The organism is Kutzneria sp. CA-103260, from assembly GCF_018263855.1.
GTDB lineage: Bacteria > Actinomycetota > Actinomycetes > Mycobacteriales > Pseudonocardiaceae > Kutzneria.
Window position 1 is genome coordinate 2745298 of the sequence record NZ_CP073318.1, and the last position, 17569, is coordinate 2762866.

The 17569-nt window shown below is 68.9% G+C and carries 16 protein-coding genes; 5 read left to right on the forward strand and 11 right to left on the reverse strand.

The window, feature by feature from the left end; all coding sequences use genetic code 11:
• Window positions 1-83: 83 nt before the first annotated feature.
• From JJ691_RS11765 to JJ691_RS11800, 8 genes are all read right to left on the reverse strand, one after another.
• Window positions 84-788, reverse strand: a complete 705-nt coding sequence (locus JJ691_RS11765; protein ID WP_211768813.1) for a class I SAM-dependent methyltransferase — start codon at window positions 786-788, stop codon at window positions 84-86.
• Between the two features lie 131 nt (window positions 789-919).
• Complete coding sequence (locus JJ691_RS11770; RefSeq protein ID WP_211768814.1) at window positions 920-3334, reverse strand: glycoside hydrolase family 172 protein; 2415 nt, start codon at window positions 3332-3334, stop codon at window positions 920-922.
• A gap of 61 nt (window positions 3335-3395) precedes the next feature.
• Entirely contained in the window at window positions 3396-4646 is a 1251-nt protein-coding gene (manD, locus tag JJ691_RS11775) for a D-mannonate dehydratase ManD (protein WP_211768815.1), read from the reverse strand.
• 3 nt (window positions 4647-4649) lie between these two features.
• Window positions 4650-5051, reverse strand: a complete 402-nt coding sequence (locus tag JJ691_RS11780) for a LamG-like jellyroll fold domain-containing protein (protein ID WP_211768816.1) — start codon at window positions 5049-5051, stop codon at window positions 4650-4652.
• Window positions 5052-5062: 11 nt separating this feature from the next.
• Window positions 5063-5212, reverse strand: a complete 150-nt coding sequence (locus tag JJ691_RS11785) for a hypothetical protein (RefSeq protein ID WP_211768817.1) — start codon at window positions 5210-5212, stop codon at window positions 5063-5065.
• A gap of 57 nt (window positions 5213-5269) precedes the next feature.
• Complete coding sequence (locus JJ691_RS11790; RefSeq protein WP_211768818.1) at window positions 5270-5584, reverse strand: hypothetical protein; 315 nt, start codon at window positions 5582-5584, stop codon at window positions 5270-5272.
• A gap of 59 nt (window positions 5585-5643) precedes the next feature.
• Complete coding sequence (locus tag JJ691_RS11795; protein ID WP_211768819.1) at window positions 5644-5862, reverse strand: hypothetical protein; 219 nt, start codon at window positions 5860-5862, stop codon at window positions 5644-5646.
• A gap of 145 nt (window positions 5863-6007) precedes the next feature.
• Window positions 6008-6787: an oxidoreductase gene (locus tag JJ691_RS11800; RefSeq protein WP_211768820.1), complete on the reverse strand. Its 780-nt coding sequence runs from the start codon at window positions 6785-6787 to the stop codon at window positions 6008-6010.
• A 267-nt stretch (window positions 6788-7054) separates the two neighbouring features.
• On the opposite strand from JJ691_RS11800, the gene JJ691_RS11805 reads away from it, so the two are divergent.
• Window positions 7055-7483 (forward strand): MarR family winged helix-turn-helix transcriptional regulator, encoded by a 429-nt coding sequence (locus tag JJ691_RS11805; protein WP_249227845.1) that lies wholly within the window; start codon window positions 7055-7057, stop codon window positions 7481-7483.
• A gap of 273 nt (window positions 7484-7756) precedes the next feature.
• On the opposite strand, the gene JJ691_RS11810 is transcribed toward JJ691_RS11805, so the two are convergent.
• A complete protein-coding gene (locus JJ691_RS11810; protein WP_211768821.1) occupies window positions 7757-8665 on the reverse strand; it encodes an alpha/beta hydrolase in 909 nt (302 codons plus the stop codon).
• A gap of 112 nt (window positions 8666-8777) precedes the next feature.
• Window positions 8778-11819 (reverse strand): glycosyl hydrolase 115 family protein, encoded by a 3042-nt coding sequence (locus JJ691_RS11815; RefSeq protein ID WP_249227846.1) that lies wholly within the window; start codon window positions 11817-11819, stop codon window positions 8778-8780.
• 120 nt (window positions 11820-11939) lie between these two features.
• On the opposite strand from JJ691_RS11815, the gene JJ691_RS11820 reads away from it, so the two are divergent.
• The 4 genes from JJ691_RS11820 to JJ691_RS11835 all read left to right on the forward strand — a co-directional run bounded on the left by JJ691_RS11820 (window position 11940) and on the right by JJ691_RS11835 (window position 15911).
• Window positions 11940-12983, forward strand: a complete 1044-nt coding sequence (locus JJ691_RS11820; RefSeq protein WP_211768823.1) for a LacI family DNA-binding transcriptional regulator — start codon at window positions 11940-11942, stop codon at window positions 12981-12983.
• A gap of 168 nt (window positions 12984-13151) precedes the next feature.
• Entirely contained in the window at window positions 13152-13823 is a 672-nt protein-coding gene (locus JJ691_RS11825) for a glycoside hydrolase family 11 protein (protein ID WP_249227847.1), read from the forward strand.
• 18 nt (window positions 13824-13841) lie between these two features.
• Complete coding sequence (locus tag JJ691_RS11830) at window positions 13842-14504, forward strand: polysaccharide deacetylase family protein (protein ID WP_211768824.1); 663 nt, start codon at window positions 13842-13844, stop codon at window positions 14502-14504.
• Between the two features lie 21 nt (window positions 14505-14525).
• Complete coding sequence (locus tag JJ691_RS11835) at window positions 14526-15911, forward strand: endo-1,4-beta-xylanase (protein WP_249227848.1); 1386 nt, start codon at window positions 14526-14528, stop codon at window positions 15909-15911.
• A 45-nt stretch (window positions 15912-15956) separates the two neighbouring features.
• On the opposite strand, the gene JJ691_RS11840 is transcribed toward JJ691_RS11835, so the two are convergent.
• Entirely contained in the window at window positions 15957-17399 is a 1443-nt protein-coding gene (locus JJ691_RS11840) for a cellulase family glycosylhydrolase (protein ID WP_211768825.1), read from the reverse strand.
• Window positions 17400-17569 lie beyond the last annotated feature (170 nt).

Here is a 17569-nt window from a genome sequence, read left to right on the forward strand (position 1 = left end):
TGAGGAGGGAATAACGCGGAGTGGAAGTGGGAGCAGCGCCGACGGGCGAGGGGAAGTCAAGGGGGGCGAAAGTGCGGTTGGGGTCAGGTGTCGCGGCGGGTGGCGGCGATGTGCCAGATGGGCAGGAGGGAGCGGCCCTGGCCGTCGTCGGTGGCGAGGGACATGGAGGCGGTGGGGACCAGGGACTGGAGGGCGGAGGGAGGGAGGTTGGTGGTGTAGTGCCGGACGGTCATCTGGTCGATGTCCCAGAGCTGGCCGATGTCGCGGCGGAGGCTGGCCTCGTCGAGGTGGCCGGGCATGGGGAAGGCGCCGGCGACGAAGTCGGGGAAGCAGAGGACGTGGAGCCGGGCGGAGGGGGCGGCGAGGCGGTGGATGGCGGAGAGGTAGGAAACCCGCTGGGAATCAGAGAGGCAGTGCATGAGGGCGCTGTCGAGGACGGTGGCGAAGCCGGGGGTGAGACCGTCCAGTGAAGTGACGTCGGAGACTAGGAAGTCGACGGGGAGGGAGCGGGCGGAAGCCTTGGCCTGGGCGGAGGAAATGGCGGAGGGGGAGATGTCGACGGCGGTGACGGACAGGCCCCGGGACGCCAGGAACAGGGCGTTGTCGCCGACCCAGCAGCCGCAGTCCAGGACGGGACCGGTGAACTGGCCCTGGTCGGCGAGCTCGACGATGAGAGGCTGGGGCTCGTCGAGCTGCCAGGGGGCGGCGGCGAGCACGGGCCCGTCGGGGCCGAGGGTGGTGCCCTCGGCGTGCAGGGCGTCGAAATCCATCAAGGGACGCTCGGTCATCGATCCTCCAGCACGACAGGCGGAGCTTCTGGCCAAGCGCACAGGCTAGTGGTGCAGAACTAGCGGAAATCTGGTGTCGGGTGTGGGAATGGGCGGGGGAGTGGCGGGCAGGTGGGGGAAGGGTGCCGAGGTCACGGGAGGGACAGGACCTGGTACTGGGAGGCAGACCAAGGGGGAGAGCCGGCGGCGGGTTCCAGGCGCACGGTGATGGGGGAGGAGAAGGCGCCGGGAACGGTGAAGGAGTCGGTGAGCCACTGGGAATGGCTGTTGCCCAAGGGTTGGAGCCAACTGCCGACGAGGTGGTCGTTCACGAACACGGAGGCGGACTGGTAGGGGGAAGCCTGGCTGCCGGTGCGGACGAGGCGGAAGCCGTGGTTGGACGGGGAAAGGGCTGTGGTGAAGGTGATGGGGCCCGAGGTGAAGGTGACGGAACCGGTGACGGTGGTGGGGCGGTCGCTGCCCTCGAAGGAGGAGGACAGCGAAGAGACAGATTCAGACGAAGCCTGGTAGGAGTGGGAGGCCCGGCTGGCTGAGGAAGTGGGGTCGACGAGGTCGGAGGGGACGGCGGTGAGGGTGCCGGAGCCGTACCAGTAGGCGGTGGAGCTGTAGGAAGCCGGGGCGTCGTCGACAGGGCCGTGTTCGATGCCGAAGCGGAGACCGGTGGCGAACGGGACGGAGTCGGGGAGCATGAGGCGGTAAGTGCCGGTGCAGTCGTACTGACAGCCGTCGGAACCGACCTGGTAGGCGGGATTGCCGGCGAGGGGCATGGCGTAGGTGGTGCCGTCGCGGAAGTACCAGCCGGACTCGTAGAAGTCCTCGGTTCCGGTGCCGTGCCAGGAGGGACTCGAAGAGCCGTCGACGAAAACCCGTTCGTCGCCCTCCAGGTACGCCCGTTGGTTGCCGGTGGGAATGAGCCCCCGCATGGTGTGGGTGACGCCGTAGAACACGCCATGGCCACGGACGTCGAGGAACGGGTAGTCGACGCCGGGCTGGGTGGTGGAGGCGATGTGCGTGGCATGGAAGGGATCCCGGCCGGCAGCGGCGGGAGCGGAGGTGATCTCGGCGGTGGCGCCGGTGACGGCGATGCCGCTGCTGTTGACGAGCTGCACGGTGGCGTTGCTGGAGAACGGCATGGGCCACCACGAGGTGTACCAGCCACCAGGTGCGGCGTCGATGGATGACATGAGGGTGCGGGTGTCGAACTGCCCGAGCCCGGAGCCGAAGAACTCGCCGAGCGGGGCGTCGACGGTGGTCTGGCCGTCGAAGCTGATCACCAGTCTGGCGCCGGACAGCACGGAGTTGGTGGCGTCGACCTGGTCGGGATCCGTGGGGTACCGGTAGACACGGGTGCCCTGCCAGGTGGGGGCGGCGATCTGGTAGCCGTGGGCCTGCTCCTCGCCGGGATGGTTGGGCCCGAGGTCGACGACATCGGTGCGGTTCCAGTCGGGGTCGACCTCGCTGTGCACGTCGTAGCGGAACTCGTTGACGTCCAAGGAAGACGACACGAAGTCGTTCTCCACGTGCAGTGAGCTCTTGCCGGCGGTCAGGGCGGCCGGCAGCTCGATGGTCTGGTCGGCCCACTGCTGCCCGGGCCCGGCGGCGCCGTTGGCCCACTGCCCGGCGGCGACGCCGTCAACGACGAGATTGGCGCGCTGGTTCCCGATGCCAGGGTCGTAGCGGCGGGTCAGCCGCACACCGGAGTTGGCCGGGTCGATGGCCACGGTGAAGGAGCTGTGGCCGCCGGCGCCGAAGGCCCGGCCGTCGTCCCCGACCCGAGGACTGGGCACGAGCTGGGGCAGCCGCAGACGAAGCTGGGTGATCTCGCCGGGACCGGTCAGCTGGGCGAGGGTGGTGCTGTTGCCGGCCAGGGTGTCGGCGGCCGCAGTGACGGTGCTGGCGCCGGGCAGCGGAGGTTTGGGGTCGCGCAAACCGAAGGCCCGCAGTCGGTCGATGACGTCCTGGGCGTGGTCGGTCGGGTCGAATGTGGCGACGCCGGTGGGATCGGCGAAGGTGCGGTAGGTGACGTGGTAGAAGAGCGGGTTGTTCTGCACGGTCACCCGCATGGACTGCCGGTACGGCATCGGTACCTTGATGACCGACCCGCCGGCGGTGTCGTCGCCGTTGCCGACGAGCGGCCAGACGAACGGGGCGCCGAGCTTGCCGTCCACGACGTCCTGCAGCGGCGCGGCGAGCACGGTCCGGCCGTCGAGTTCGATCTTGATCCGGCCGGTCGCGGTCATCACGCCGTTGTCTCGCGTGAACCACATCGAGGACAGCTCGCCCGCCCCGGCCCGTTCGGCGATCACGCAGCCGTCGGCGGTGGTGCGCAGGCACGAGTAGGTGCCCTGGAACCCGTCGTCGTTGCCGCCGGCCCGGTCGAAGCTGGAGAACTGCTGGCTGCGGGCCCCGTCCTGAGGCAGCCCCAGCGCGTCGACATGACGGTAGACGTCCCAGCCGACCGGGCCGTTGTCGACGTGGGCCACAGGCACGGGCGCAGCGGTGGCCACGATCAGGCCCAGTGCGGACAACACCTTGCCGATCACCATGGTCCGAGTGAAGCAGAAGCCGGCGTCACCGGGGCTGATGTCCCAGAAGTTGCCGGCCCGGTCACCAGTCGTGCATGGAGCCGTCCAGCTTGAGGCGGTTCACCGGCAGGTAGGCCGCGGAGTACGGGTGGGCCTCGGCCACGGCGTCGTCGTAGGACACGCCGAGGCCGGGCTCCTCGCCCGGGCTGAGCAGGCCGCCGCTGAAAGCAAAACCAGGCCGGAACACCTCGTCGGTGGTGGCGGAGTGCTTCATGTACTCCTGGATGCCAAAGTTGGGGATGGCCACGCCGAGGTGCAGGGCGGCGGCGAGGCCGACGGGGGAGACGTCGGTGGGGCCGTGCACGCCGGACTTGATCTGGTAGATCGAGGCGTAGTCGAAGATCCGGCGCAGCGCGGTGATGCCGCCGGCGTGGGTGACGGGTGAACGGACGTAGTCGATGAGCTGCTCCTCGAACAGCTCCCGGTAGTCCCAGACGGTGTTGAACACCTCGCCGATGGCCAGCGGCGTGGTGGTGTGCTCGCGGACCCGGCGCAGCACGGCGGTGTTCTCGGCCGGGGTGACGTCCTCCAGCCAGAACAGGTCGTACGGTTCGAGCAGCTTGCCCAGCCGCGCGGCCTGGATGGGCGCGAGCCGGTGGTGCGCGTCGTGCAGCAGCGGCAGCTCGGGGCCGAATTCCGCCCGCACGGCCTCGAAAACGCCGGGGATGTGGCGCAGGTATGCGCGGGTGTCCCACTCCTCCTCGACGGGCGCGGCGGCCCGGCGCGCGGGCTCGTGGTCGTAGCGGGAGGCGCCGCCGACGGCTGCGTTGGGGCTGGTCGCGACGCCGTAGACGGAGTCGAGCCCGGGGATACCGGTCTGGATCCGGATCGCCCGGTAGCCCTGCTCCAGGTGCGAGCGCACGGAGTCGAACAGCTCGGGCAGGTCGGCCCCGCTGGCGTGCCCGTACGCGAGGCAGCCGCGCCGGCTGTGCCCGCCCAGCAACTGGTAGAGCGGCATGCCGGCCAGCTTGGCCTTGATGTCCCACAAAGCCGTGTCGACAGCGGCGATGGCGGCCATGGTGATGGGGCCACGCCGCCAGTAGGCGCCGCGGTACAGGTACTGCCAGGTGTCCTCGATGGCGTGGGCGTCGCGGCCGAGCAGCAGCGGGACCAGATGGTCGCGCAGATAGGAGACCACGGCCAGCTCGCGTCCGTTGACGGTCGCGTCGCCGAGGCCCTCGACACCGTCGGCCGTCCGCAGCCGCAGCGTCACGAAGTTGCGGCCGGGGGAGGTGACGAGAACCTCGGCGGAGGCGATCTGAGTGTTGCTCAATTTCTACCCTTTCATGGCCGCGGTGTGGGCGGCGATCCGTTCGGCGGTCAGCTTCACGTCGTACACGGCGACCTTGCCGATCGCCCCGGCGAACCACGACGCGAAGTCCCTCGTGCCCACGCGGAAAGGCGCGGTGCCGTGCCGCGGCGTGACGACGGAGCCGCTGATCTGCAACTGGTCCTGGTCGCGCAGCACGCCATCACGATAGATCTTGGTGTAGCCGTGGGGATAGGTGGTGGACACCGCGGCGGGGTTGATCAGCGTAGTCCGATATGGACAGAGCAACGCCGCGTGGTAGCCGGCGTCCGCTGCCAGTCGAGCTTCCCGGACCGCCTGGTCGACGTCACCGATCACGCCGGCGTCCTCGTGCAGGTCGAACTGCGTGGTGTGCACCCCGACCGCCACGTAGTACCTGGTCAGCGCCCGCTGGGCGGTGTCGTCGAAGGGTGCCGTCCGGCGTCCGGCGCTTCGACGCCGGTGAATTCGACGTCCTTGCCCATGGCCTCGGCCAGCAGTGTGGCGATGCGCCGCGCCGGGATCGTTTCGGGACCGGTGACATTAAGCACTGTGGCTTCAGTGCTGACCGAAAGTATGCCGCGGAGAACTCAGCCGCTGACGTCCCGCTACCACACCACATTGACCGCCAGCACGGTCACGTCCACCGGCTGGCCTGCGGCGATCCGGATGGCGATGTCCGCCACCACGCCGTAGCGCAGCTCGCAGGCGTAGTTCAGGCGGAACATCAGGGTCGGCGTGCCCCAGCGCTCGGAGACGCCGGCGAAGATCCGCTCCCGGGCCAGGCAGGACTGGGCGTACTCGCCGTTCGGTCGCGCCTCGTCCTGCTCAGTGCAGCCGCCGTGGATCAGCGGCGTGAGCCGGTAGACGTTGCCGCTGGAGTACATGACCGTCGGCACGCCGCGGTAGCGGTCGGCGACCATTGCCGGGATCGCCGCGGTGGTCCACTACAGCTGCGGCTCGGCCCCGGTGCTGCCGAACTTCAGCGCCGCCAGGAAGAACATGCCGGACCCGTCGCGCAGGCGCCCCGGACGTCGGCTGGGTCGCCGATCTCGGCGCTGTGGGTGAGCACGTCCCGGGCTTCCAGCGAGGCGTGGACCTCGGGCTCCGACCATCGGGACACCGCCCGGACCTCCGCCGACGACCCGACGGCGTCCAGGGGCTTGCCGGTGCTGCCCCGCCACACCACTTCCGTGGCCACGCCGACGTGCTCCACATCGGGTTCGGCGTCCGGCTCGGTGGCGGTGAGCAGAACGCCGAGTTGCGCGCCGCCGGCAGCCGGACCGGGTAGTGAGGCGGGCTCGTCGCTGCTTCCCCCTGAAGGCGAGCCCGCCGGCTGCTTCCGTTCAGGTCGTCTTGATCGTGCCGCCGTCGATGACGTAGTCGGCGCCGGTGATGTTGCCGGCAACCTCGGACAGCAGGAACGCGATCAGGCTGGCCACTTCGCCGGCCTCGGTCATGCGACCGGTTGTGATGTTCTGGCCCTTCGCGAGCTGCTGGACGAATTCGGCCAGGCCCATGCCGGACGCGGCAGCCATCTGGGCGACCGGACCATCAGGGTCCTCGTAGACGGAGGTTCGGACCAGGCCGGGGGAAATGGTGTTCACGCGCACGCCGCGGGGACCGAATTCCTCGGCCAGGGACTTGCCGAGCGAAGTGACCGCGGCCTTGGCCGAGCAGTAGGAGGCCGGAAGACCTCCGGGCATCCGACCGATGATGGACGAGATGTTGACGATCGCTCCGCGGCGCTCGATGAGGCTGGGCAGAGCCGCACGGGTGGCACGCACGGTGCTGAGCACGTTGATGTCGAACATGCGGGTCCACGCGGCGTCGTCGGCGTCGAGGAAGCCGACGACTGCCTCGTCTCCGCCTCCCATGTTGTTCACCAGCAGGTCGATGCCGCCGAGTTCGTCCAGCGCGCTGTCGATGAGGGCGGTGACGCCTTCCGCGGTGCTCAGGTCGGCCGACACCGCGTACGCGCCGGTGTCCTTCAGCTCGGGTGTGATGCTGCGGGCGGCGCCCACGACGCGGACGCCTTCGTCGATCAGGGTCCGGACGGTGGCCAGGCCGATGCCCCGGCTGGAGCCGGTGACGACGGCGGTCTTGTCGGTGAGGTTGAGATTCACGGCAACTCCAATTCCTGAACTATGGGTGGAGAAGATGGGTAGCGAGCATGTCGGTCAGGCTGGTGCCCCGGTTCGGCTCAGGGAGTCGTTCGTCGCCGGGTGGCCGCCTGGGGCGATGGGGTGCCAGGCCTACCCGATGTGGTCGGTGTGCAGGTGGGTGAGTGCGACGGTGTCGTGTCCGGCATGAGTCCGATCTCCATGTAGTTATGATCTGAATGATTCAGTACATGACTATCATAGCTTGAAGGAGATTGCTAGACTGGACTTGTGACGATCTCGGATTCGCAGGTGGCCGCGGACTGGGAGCTGGCCAAGCTGGTGCACGAGCTGGACATGCAGAGCAGCGCGCGGCAGCGTGAGCGGGTGGGCAAGCTCGGTCTCACCATTGGGCAGGCCTCCGCGCTACGCGAGCTGACGGGTCCGATGACCTTGAAGGAACTGGCCGTCCACATGGGCTGCGAACCGTCGAACGCCATCGTCGTGATCGACCAACTCGAGAGCCAGCACCTGGTCGAACGCCGTCCCCACCCCACCGACCGCCGGGCCAAGCAGCTGATGCTCACCCCCGGCGGCGACCAGCGCCGGAACGAACTGCTGGCATCCCTACGGGGCGAGGAACCTCTCATGACCGGCCTGACCCAGCAGGAGCAAGACGCGCTCCAGGACCTGCTGCGGCGCGCCATCTCCCGCCACTGAAAGCCTCGTCCTGGCACAGGTTGTGCGGTCAGCTTGCTTGAGGTGCTCGTCCGAGCTGTGTGATCATGGTCGGGGTGTGATCACATCGCCTCGATCTGGTGCTGCTCGGGCTCGGCGGCAACGGGCACCTCGCGTTCAACGATCCGGCCGTCCACGTCGAGGGCCCCGTTCATCTCCGACCGGCCCGGCGCCCGCGGCGTGCACAACCCGGCGTTCGTGTGCCCGCTGGAAGCCGACGAGGTCTTGTGGACGTCGTCCAGTCGGGGCGTTGGGTCAGCTGAACAGGTGCTGCGTGAACCAGTCGCGGGCGGCGACCGAAGCGATGTCGAAGCCGGGGCCGGTGTAGGCGGCGAAGTGGCCGCCCGGCACGAACACGACCTTCTTCGGCTCGGCCGCGGTGGCGAACGCCGACGCGGCGAGGTTGCCGCCGGTCAGGCCGTCCTGGCTGGCGACGATCATCAGTAACGGGGTGGGCGTCACCAAGGGCAGGTGGAGGCCGGGTTCGTAGCCGCGCAACAGTTCCAGGCTGCGCAGGGTCACCTCGCCGTGCCATTCCGGCGCGAGGGTGGCGTGCGCGTCGGTGAACCACTCGTACGCGTCCAGGGTCGGGATTCCGGTGACCTGCGTGGGATCCGTGCCGATGACCGGGATCATCACCGGCGGCTCGCCGGCGGCGCGGGCCCGACGGTCGGCGGCCAGCAGCTGGGGGTCGATCACATTGTTGTTGACCCGGGCCACGTTGGCGTACGTGGCCGCGCCGCTGACGAACGGCGCCTGCCCGCAGACGGCCTTGACCCGTTGGTCGATGGCCGCCACCACGAACGCGTGCCCGCCGGAGAAGCTGCTGCCCCAGACGCCGATCCGGTCCGGGTCGACCTCGGGGCGGTTCTGCGCATAGGAGATCCCGTGCTGGTAGTCGCGAATCTGTTCCCACGGGTCGATCTCGTAGCGGGGCTTGCCGGGCGCGGTGTCGGAGTCGCCGAAGCCGCGGTTGTCCCACACCAGCACACACATTCCGGCCGCAGCGAACACCTCGGCGAACCGGTCGAGATGGATGCGCCGGGTGGCCGACCAGCCATGGGCCATCACCACGCACGGGGCCGGGCCATCGCCGTTGTCGGCCTCGTAGAACCAGCCGCGGAGGGTGACGCCCTCGGCGTCGAACTCGATGTCGTGTCGCATGGCTCAACCATGGGGCCGGATCGAGGCCGCCGTCCAAGACCTCTTGTCGCACGTGTGATACCCGGAGGGCACCAGTCCGCGCGGCAAGGGGCCGGTCAGTGATGGCCGGTGGTCAAAGCCGCATGCTCGGCGGTGGGCCGAGGTAGCTGGGCCGGAGGCCGCCGGTGTCGACCACCAGCTTCTGCACGACGACGGTCGGATCGACCATCCAGAACTTCAGCACGTGCGGCCCGGTGGAGGCGATGACGTGGCGAGTCGAGGTGAGGTTGATGTTGTCGGAGGTGTTGCGTTCCCACTGGCGGTTCAGGGCAGTGCTGTCGGAGCCGGTCGCGGCGATGATGTCGACGACTTGCGGTGACTGGTCGTCGAAGGAGACGGCGTAACGGAGTCCGGGTGTGGGCAGGACGTCGTTGCGTGGTGACAGGTGGGCCCAGACGGTGACAGGCCCGGTAGTGAACAGTGTCATCCGGTACTCAAGGCGCGGCCCGGAGCCTGCGGGTTGGCTGGTTGCCGTGACGGGGAAGGGTTTCATGCCGTCGCCGTGGCGGCCAATGTCCGGAATGCGTTGCCAGGCAATGCCGTGGGCCGGGATCGTCGCGGTCGGAATGGCGGCGTCGACGGACACGTAGCCGTTGGCCTCGATGGATCCTTGCCGCCACGCCGACGGCAGTTCGCGGTTCACGACTGACGCCAGCACGGTCACGGTCTGCCCGGCCCCGGTGACGACCACCGGCACCTGAGTTGTCCCGCGAGGAGCCCGTTTCCAGTCGACGGCGAACTTCACCCGTACCTGGCCGTCCACGACGCCGGCCGCCGGCTGCGCGGTCAGCCATGGCGCGTCCGGCCGCACCCGGTAGGTGAACTTCTTGCTGCCCCGGTTGAACACGTCGATGTACTGGCCGGGCTGGCTCTGGAACGGGCTGAACTCCGGCAGCACCGCGGTTGCCGAACCACCCGGCCAGGTTTGTGACGAGCCGTCGACGGCGACCCCCAGCGCGCCGTCGACGGCAAGCGGGATCCGTTGTATTGCCGGGAAAAGCACGTCCGGGATGGCGGCGTTGTTGATCTGCGGCTGCTGCCACGGGGCGTCCGGGCCGTAGCGGGCCACGTCGCCGTAGTCGATGTGCGGCTGCGTCTGGAACCCACGCCACTTGCCGCCGGCGATGTCGTTGTTGAACCGCTCGGACAGCGCGAGGTCCTGGGCGAACCGGGATTCGGCCTCGGCGGCGAGGTCGTTGGCCGCCGCCCGGCCCTGAGCGGCGTACAGGATGTTGGTGAACTCGGCTCGCCGCAAGGCATACAGGTTGGCCGTCGACGCCACCTCGTAACCCACCAGCTCGAAGTAGGCGTCCTGCGACGCGGCCGGTAATCGGTCGGCGATCTGCTGGGCCCGGACCGCCAACTGTTGCCACTGCTCGGTCACGCGGTCGAGCTCTCCGTAGTCGGTCAGGCTGTACGGGCTGGCCTGGTCGTCGTAGATGATCGCGGTCGGATCGGTGGCGGGGTTCTTGGCCGGATCGACACTGCTGTGCCGGTTCAACAGCTCGGGCTTGCGCAGCGCTTGGAGCTTCCCGTAGTCGTGCAGCAGGGCGGCGAGGTCCGCCGCCACCGAGGCGCCGAAGTTCTGCTCCGTGTACTGACGCTCCCAGGTGGACAGCTGGGCCAGCGGCAGTGGTTTCCACGCGTAGTCCAGGAAGAACTGGAGCGGGAGCTCATTGCCCTTGAGGTCGCCGACGTTGGCCACCCACAGCCGGTCGACGCCGAATTCGATGGCCTGGTTGAGTTGTTCCCACGTGTTGGCGATGACGCTCGTGTCATTCCACTTGTAGCAGCGGCCGGGTCCGACGAAGTCGAAGTGGTAGTACAGGCCGTAGCCGCCTTGTCGCGGCGGCAGGGCCGGATCGGGCAGCTTGCGGATGTTGCCCCAGTTGTCGTCGGGGAACACCACGGTCACGTCGTCGGCCGGCCGCAGGCCTTCCGCCCAGTACCGCATGACTTCGGTGTACAGAGTCCAGACCTGGGGCACCGTGGCCGGGTCGCGCCCGGTGACGTCGGCCAGGATCGTCCGTTCGGCGGCGAGAATGTCGCGCATCAGGTCGATGCTGTCGCCGTCGGGCAGCCGGGTGTCGCCGGTGCCGCGCATGCCGACCGTCACCACGCCCTCGAAGTCCTGCGTGACCATGCGGCGGATGCCGTCCGCCCAGTAGGCCTTGATCGCGTCGGCGTTGTGCCGGAAGCTCCATTCCCCGGTGCCGCCATAGGGATCGTGCCCGGGCGTGACGATGGCGCCGCTGGTGTCGCGGACCGCCGGCACCGCATGCCGGTTCCACTCCTCGATGCCGCGCATCATCGGCGCCTCGTGCGAGGTGCCCATGACGATGCCGTACCGCTTGGCCGTGGCGTGATTGAGCGGATCGTCCTCGGCGAAGGCCCGACCCCACACCGCCGGCCACAGGTAGTTGGCCCGCAGCCGCAGCATGGTCTCGAACACCTTCTCGTAGAAGCCGCTGGTGAAGCCGCCGGGATAGCCGGGCGCCAGGCCCGGCCCGAAGAAGGCCGGCGCCCACGTGCCCAGCGCCGGGTTCTCGTCGTTGATGAACAGCCCTCGGTACTTCACCGCCGGCGTGCCGAGACTGTGCCGGCCCGGGGAGATGTGCAGCTCGTCCCGGTGTCGCGGCGGCACGTCGTCCCACCAGTGCCAGGGGGAGACGCCGATCTGCCGGGAGATGTCGTACGCGCCGTAGATGGTGCCGCGCTGGTCGCTGCCGGTGATCACCAGCGTTCGCTGATCGGGCCCGGCGACAACCTCCGTCAACGAAGTCTCCCACTTGCCGGCGATGCCGGTGGTGTCCAGGCCCATCGCCCGCACGAGCGGGCTGGCGTCAAGGGAACCGATGACCACGACCTCGGCCACCGCCGGCACGTGGTCGACATGCAGTTCCGGTCGGACACCGGTGACGCGCTCGATGTCGTCCCGGAGATCGGCGGCCACCCGGACCACGCCGGGATGGTCGCTGGAACTGACCACCAGCGGCGCGGCTTTTCGGTTGGCCACCAACGGAAAACTACCCGGACCGCTGCGCAGGGAGAGCGAGGATCCCGCGGCCAGCGCGCCGACCATGCCGAGGAATCCGCGTCGGTCGAGAGGTGCCATCACATCTCCTGAACGGGAGGGACTGGCGAAAGTATTCGGACCCGAGCTCGAAACTACGACCGGTGTTGGTCCCCGTCAAGAGGTGTCGCCGAGCCGGCCCATTGCCTACCATCGGATGCCATGGATGCCCAGGAAGCCGAGTACACGGGCGAAGTCGGGCTGCGGGCGGCCGCCCCGACGCTGGCCGAGATCGCCCGGACGGCCGGCGTCTCCACTCCGACAGTTTCGAAGGTGCTCAACGGCCGGGCCGACGTCGCCCCGGGCACCCGGGCCCGGGTGGAGGAGTTGCTGCGCGAGCACGGATACCGCCGCAAGCGCGGCGGCGCCCAGCCGTCCAAGCTGTTCGACCTGGTCTTCCACGAGCTGGACAGCGCCTGGGCGATGGAGGTCATCCGGGGCGTGGAGAACGTGGCCCGGCGGGAGGGGCTGACCATCGCGCTGTCCGAGTCGGCCGGCCGGCTCACGCCCGGCCAGACCTGGGTGGACGGCGTGCTGGCCCGCCGGCCCAGCGGCGTGGTGCTGGTGCTGTCCAACCTCGACGACGCCCAGCGCGCCCAACTGACCAGCCGGGACATCCCGTTCGTGGTGCTCGACCCGGCCGGCGACCCGGCCGCCGGCGTGCCCTCGGTCGGCGCCAACAACTGGCTCGGCGGCCTCACCGCCACCCGCCACCTGGTCGAACTCGGTCACCGGCGGATCGCCATGCTGGGCGGTCCGTCGCGGATGATGTGCAGCCGGGCCCGGGTGGACGGCTACCGCACCGCGCTGGAGACGGCCGGTCTGGGTATCGACCCGACGCTGATCCGCGAGGGCAACTTCCACCACGAGGCCGGCTATGCCACCGGCCTTGAGCTGCTGAAACTGTCCGACCGGCCGACCGCGGTGTTCGCCGGCAACGACCTGCAGGCCCTCGGCGTCTACGAGGCGGCCCGTGAGCTGGGACTTCGGGTCCCGGACGATCTCAGCGTGGTCGGTTTCGACGACCTGCCGCTGGCCCGCTGGGTGGGGCCGCCGCTGACCACCGTGCGGCAGCCGTTGGTGGAGATGGCCGAGACTGCCACCCAACTGGCCCTCGACCTGGGCCAGGGCCGCAAGCCGGCGGCCACCCGGGTCGACCTGGCCACCACGCTGGTGGTCCGGAACAGCACCGCAAGGCCGCGCTGAAGGTGTCGAAACTTTCGAAACGGGCATCCGGCACCGCCGCCGTCCACTGTGGATGATCGGCAACGTCAGAGTCCCGAAATAACAACGAAAGTTGTTGCCCACGCTGTGCGACCGGGTCGACACTGCTCGACACCGACACGGTTTCCTCAACGAGGAGGACCATCGCACATGGATCACCTTCCCGATTTCTCGCTGAGCCGCCGAGGCTTGCTCGCGGCCGGCGCGGCGCTGGCGGCCTCGGTGGCCCTGCCGGCCACGGCCCACGCCGACACCACGATCACCACCAACCAGACCGGAACCAACAACGGGTACTACTACTCGTTCTGGACGGCCGGCGGCGGTTCGGTGGCGATGACGCTGTCGTCCGGCGGCAGCTACCGGACGCAGTGGACAAACTGCAACAACTTCGTCGCCGGCAAGGGATGGAGCAACGGCGGCCGCCGCAGCGTCCAGTACTCGGGCAGCTTCTCCCCATCCGGCAACAGCTACCTCTCGCTCTACGGCTGGACGTCCAACCCGCTGGTCGAGTACTACATCGTGGACAACTGGGGCACCTACCGGCCGACCGGCACCTACAAGGGCTCGGTGTCCAGCGACGGCGGGACGTACGACATCTACGAGACCACGCGCTACAACGCCCCGTCGGTCGAGGGAACCAAGACGTTCAACCAGTACTGGAGCGTCCGGCAGGCCAAGCGCACCGGCGGCACCATCACCACCGGCAACCACTTCGACGCGTGGGCTCGCGCCGGCATGAACCTGGGCAGCTTCAAGTACTACATGATCCTCGCCACCGAGGGCTACCAGAGCAGCGGCAGCTCCTCGATCACCGTCAGCTGAGCGGGAAGGGCACCGCGAATGCGCACGACCGCACGGTTGCTCGCGGCCGGCCTGACCGCCGCCGCCATGATGACCCCGAGCGTCGGCGTCGCCGACGCCGCCTCGTGCAACGGCTACGTCGGCATCACCTTCGACGACGGACCGTCCAACGACCACACTCCGGCCCTCCTCAACGCCCTGCGGCAGAACGGCCTGCGGGCAACGGTGTTCAACGAGGGGCAGTACGCCGCCGCCTACCCGGCGCAGGTGCGCGCCGAAGCGGCCGCCGGCATGTGGATCGGCAACCACAGCTACACCCACCCGCACCTGACCCAGGAGAGTCAGGCCCAGATGGACTCGGAGCTCTCCCGTACCCAGCAGGCGATCGCCGCCGCCGGTGGCGGCACGCCGAACCTGTTCCGCCCGCCCTACGGGGAAACCAACTCCACGCTGCGGACCGTCGAGCAGAAGTACGGGCTGACGCAGATCATCTGGGACGTCGACTCGCAGGACTGGAACGGCGCGAGTGTCGACGCCATCGTGGCGGCCAACGCCCGCCTCACCAACGGCCAGATCATCCTGATGCACGAGTGGCCGGCCAACACCCTCGCCGCGATTCCCCGCATCGCGCAGGGACTCGCCGCCCGCGGCCTGTGCGCAGGGCGGATCTCGCCGCAGACCGGCCGCGCCGTCGCCCCGTAACAGCACCGGAAAGGCATCCCTGTGTTCACCACTCGCACTGCCAGAGCCGGGCTGGCCGCCACTGCCGCGCTGACTGTCGGTGGGCTGCTGCTCGCCGGCGTGACCAGCGAGGCCGGCGCGGCCGGCACCGGGCTGAAGACCCTGGCCGAGGCCAAGAACATCTACTTCGGCACCGCGCTCACCCAGTCCAACCTCAGCAACTCCACCCTCACGGCCGTCGCCGGGGCCCAGTTCGACATGGTCACACCGGGCAACGAGATGAAGTGGGACACCACCGAACCGTCCAACGGCACCTACAACTTCGGGCCCGGCGACCAGATCGTCTCCTTCGCGCAGTCGCACAGCATGCGGATCCGCGGCCACAACCTGGTGTGGCACAGCCAGTTGCCGTCCTGGGTGAGCAGCCTGCCGAGCAACCAGGTGCAGGCGGCGATGGAGGCCCACATCACGACGGAGGCCACCCACTACAAGGGCAAGCTGTACGCCTGGGACGTGGTCAACGAGCCGTTCGACGACAGCGGCAACCTGCGCACCGACGCGTTCTACAACGCCATGGGCAGCGGCTACATCGCCGACGCCCTGCGCACCGCGCACGCCGCCGACCCGAACGCCAAGCTGTACCTCAACGACTACAACATCGAGGGGCAGAACGCCAAGAGCGACGCCATGTACCAGCTGGTGTCGCAGCTGAAGGCGCAGGGCGTGCCGATCGACGGAATCGGGCTGGAGAGCCACTTCATCGTCGGCCAGGTGCCGTCGTCCATGCGTGCCAACATGCAGCGCTTCGCCGCGCTGGGACTGGACGTCGCCATCACCGAGTTGGACGACCGGATGCAGACGCCGGCCAGCAACGCCAACCTGGCCCAGCAGGCCACCGACTACGCGGCGGTGGTGGCCAACTGCCTCGCGGTTCCCCGTTGTGTCGGCGTGTCCCAGTGGGGCGTCGGCGACGCGGACTCCTGGATCCCCGGCGCGTTCCCGGGCCAGGGCGCCGCGACCATGTACGACAACAACTACCAGCCCAAGCCGGCGTACAACTCGACGGCGACGGCCCTCGGCGGTTCGACGACGACCACTCCGCCGCCTCCGCCGAGTTCCACCTGCAAGGTCACGGACACCGTGAACGCCTGGAACACCGGCCTCACCGAGAGCATCACGATCACCAACACCGGATCCTCGGCGATCAGCGGCTGGTCGCTGGCCTTCACGCTGGCCGGTGGCCAGGCGATCACGTCGGCGTGGAACGCCACCATCGCGCCGTCCACCGGCGCGGTGACCGCGAAGAACGTGAACTACAACGGATCCGTCGCCCCCGGCGCGTCCGTGTCGTTCGGCTTCCAGGCCAGTCACACCGGCGACACCTCCACCCCTGGTGACTTCACCCTGAACGGAACTCGCTGCGCCTGACCGAACTCCGGTCCCGACCGCGGCGGCGGTCGGGACCGGAGTTCGTCAGAACTGCGCGAAGTGGGCCTTGATGCCCGCTCCGAACGCCGTCGGCGTGCCGTCGTAGGAGGTGATCAGTGCCGGCCCGGACGAGCAGTCCCAGGTGTTCCAGGTCCACGCCAGGTAGGAGGCGGCGTGCTGGTCCAGCCAGGTCATCAGGCCGTCCACATAGGAATGGCCGCAGTCGTTCTCGCCGATCTCGCCGGCCACCAGCGGCACCTTGGCCGCCACCGGCGCGATCTGGCTGTCCCAGCAGGACGACGACGAGCACGAGTTGAAGTTGTACGAGTGCCAGGACGCGGCGAGGTTGTGCAGCGGGTCCGTGGGCTCGTAGGTCAGCCACTGCGACAGGTCATTGGTGTATGCCAGACCGCCGAGCATGATCACGTTGTTCGCACCGGTGGCCCGCACGGCGTTGACCAGCGACTGCGTCCCGGCGACCTGGTAAGTGATGCCCGAGCAGGTGCCGCCGTCGCGCAGGCAGGTCCAGCCGTTGGTGGTGGCGCGGTCCGGGTACGGCTCGTTGAACAGGTCGAACACCGTCGAGTCGTCGCCCTTGAACGCCGTCGCGACCTGGCTCCAGAACGTCGGCGCGTACTGCGCGTCCGGCATCGGCTTCTGGCAGGTGGCGTTGACGTCCGAGCAGCCCGCGGAGTTGCCGGTGTACTGGCCGTGCGTCCAGTGCAGGTCGAGGATCGCCACCAGCCCGTTCTGGTGCAACAGGTTCACGTAGTCCTTGATCGCGTTCTGGTAGGCCGTGCCGGCGTAGGCGGGTTTCACGTCGGGCAACGCGAGCCAGCAGTCCTCGTTGAGCGGCACCCGGACCGCGTTGACGTGCCAGCTCTTGATGGCCGCTACGGACGCCGCGTCCACCGGTCCGTCGAAGATGCCGTTGCCCTGCACGCACGCGAACTCCGCGCCGGACCGGTTGACCCCGTGCAGCGTCACGGTCTTCCCGGCGGCGTCCACGAAGTGGTTGCCGGAGACCTGAAGCGCCGGGGCGGGGCCGTCGGGCGGCGGCGGTGGCGGGGGAGGGGTGGTCCCGTTGCAGGGGCTGCCGTTCACCGCGAAGTCGGTCGGCTTGTCGTTGGTACCGCTGTAGGTGAAGTTCGCGCCGGTGGTGACCGAGCCGCTCGGCGGCACCGTCGCGTTCCACGGAAGGTTGGCCACGGTGACCGTCTTGCCGGACTGCGACCACGTGCCGTTCCAGCCCTGCTGGAGGGCCTGGTTACCGGCGTAGGAGTAGGTCAGCTGCCAGCCGCTGAGCGGCGAGCCGCCGAGGTTGCCGATGGTGACCGAGGCCGTGAAGCCGGATCCCCAGTCGTTGACGGTGTAATCGACCTTGCAGGCGAGCGCGCCGTCGGCGACGGCCGGCGCAGTCGGCACGGCCACGCCGACCAGCGCCAAGGCCGCGGCGAGCAGGGGTGCTGCGGTGGTGCCCAATCGCATTGTCGCTCCTCGAAGGCAGGGGAACACCAACTGGGAGCGCTTCCAGAGTGGCGAGAGCGTAACTCGGGTAGAACTCGCTGTAAACGGAACTGCGCCGAGCGGTGTAATACACACCCCGCGAATGACGGCCGACCGGGGCATGTGTGGTGAATGTGAGCCTGGAACCTTCC

Excerpts from the sequence above, each read along its gene's own strand:
- JJ691_RS11765 (WP_211768813.1), bottom strand. The coding sequence starts at position 788 with ATGACCGAGCGTCCCTTGATGGATTTCGACGCCCTGCACGCCGAGGGC.
- JJ691_RS11770 (WP_211768814.1), bottom strand. The coding sequence starts at position 3,334 with ATGGTGATCGGCAAGGTGTTGTCCGCACTGGGCCTGATCGTGGCCACC.
- JJ691_RS11790 (WP_211768818.1), bottom strand. The coding sequence starts at position 5,584 with ATGGTCGCCGACCGCTACCGCGGCGTGCCGACGGTCATGTACTCCAGC.
- JJ691_RS11810 (WP_211768821.1), bottom strand. The coding sequence starts at position 8,665 with ATGCGACACGACATCGAGTTCGACGCCGAGGGCGTCACCCTCCGCGGC.
- JJ691_RS11815 (WP_249227846.1), bottom strand. The coding sequence starts at position 11,819 with ATGGCACCTCTCGACCGACGCGGATTCCTCGGCATGGTCGGCGCGCTG.
- JJ691_RS11820 (WP_211768823.1), top strand. The coding sequence starts at position 11,940 with ATGGATGCCCAGGAAGCCGAGTACACGGGCGAAGTCGGGCTGCGGGCG.
- JJ691_RS11825 (WP_249227847.1), top strand. The coding sequence starts at position 13,152 with ATGGATCACCTTCCCGATTTCTCGCTGAGCCGCCGAGGCTTGCTCGCG.
- JJ691_RS11830 (WP_211768824.1), top strand. The coding sequence starts at position 13,842 with ATGCGCACGACCGCACGGTTGCTCGCGGCCGGCCTGACCGCCGCCGCC.
- JJ691_RS11840 (WP_211768825.1), bottom strand. The coding sequence starts at position 17,399 with ATGCGATTGGGCACCACCGCAGCACCCCTGCTCGCCGCGGCCTTGGCG.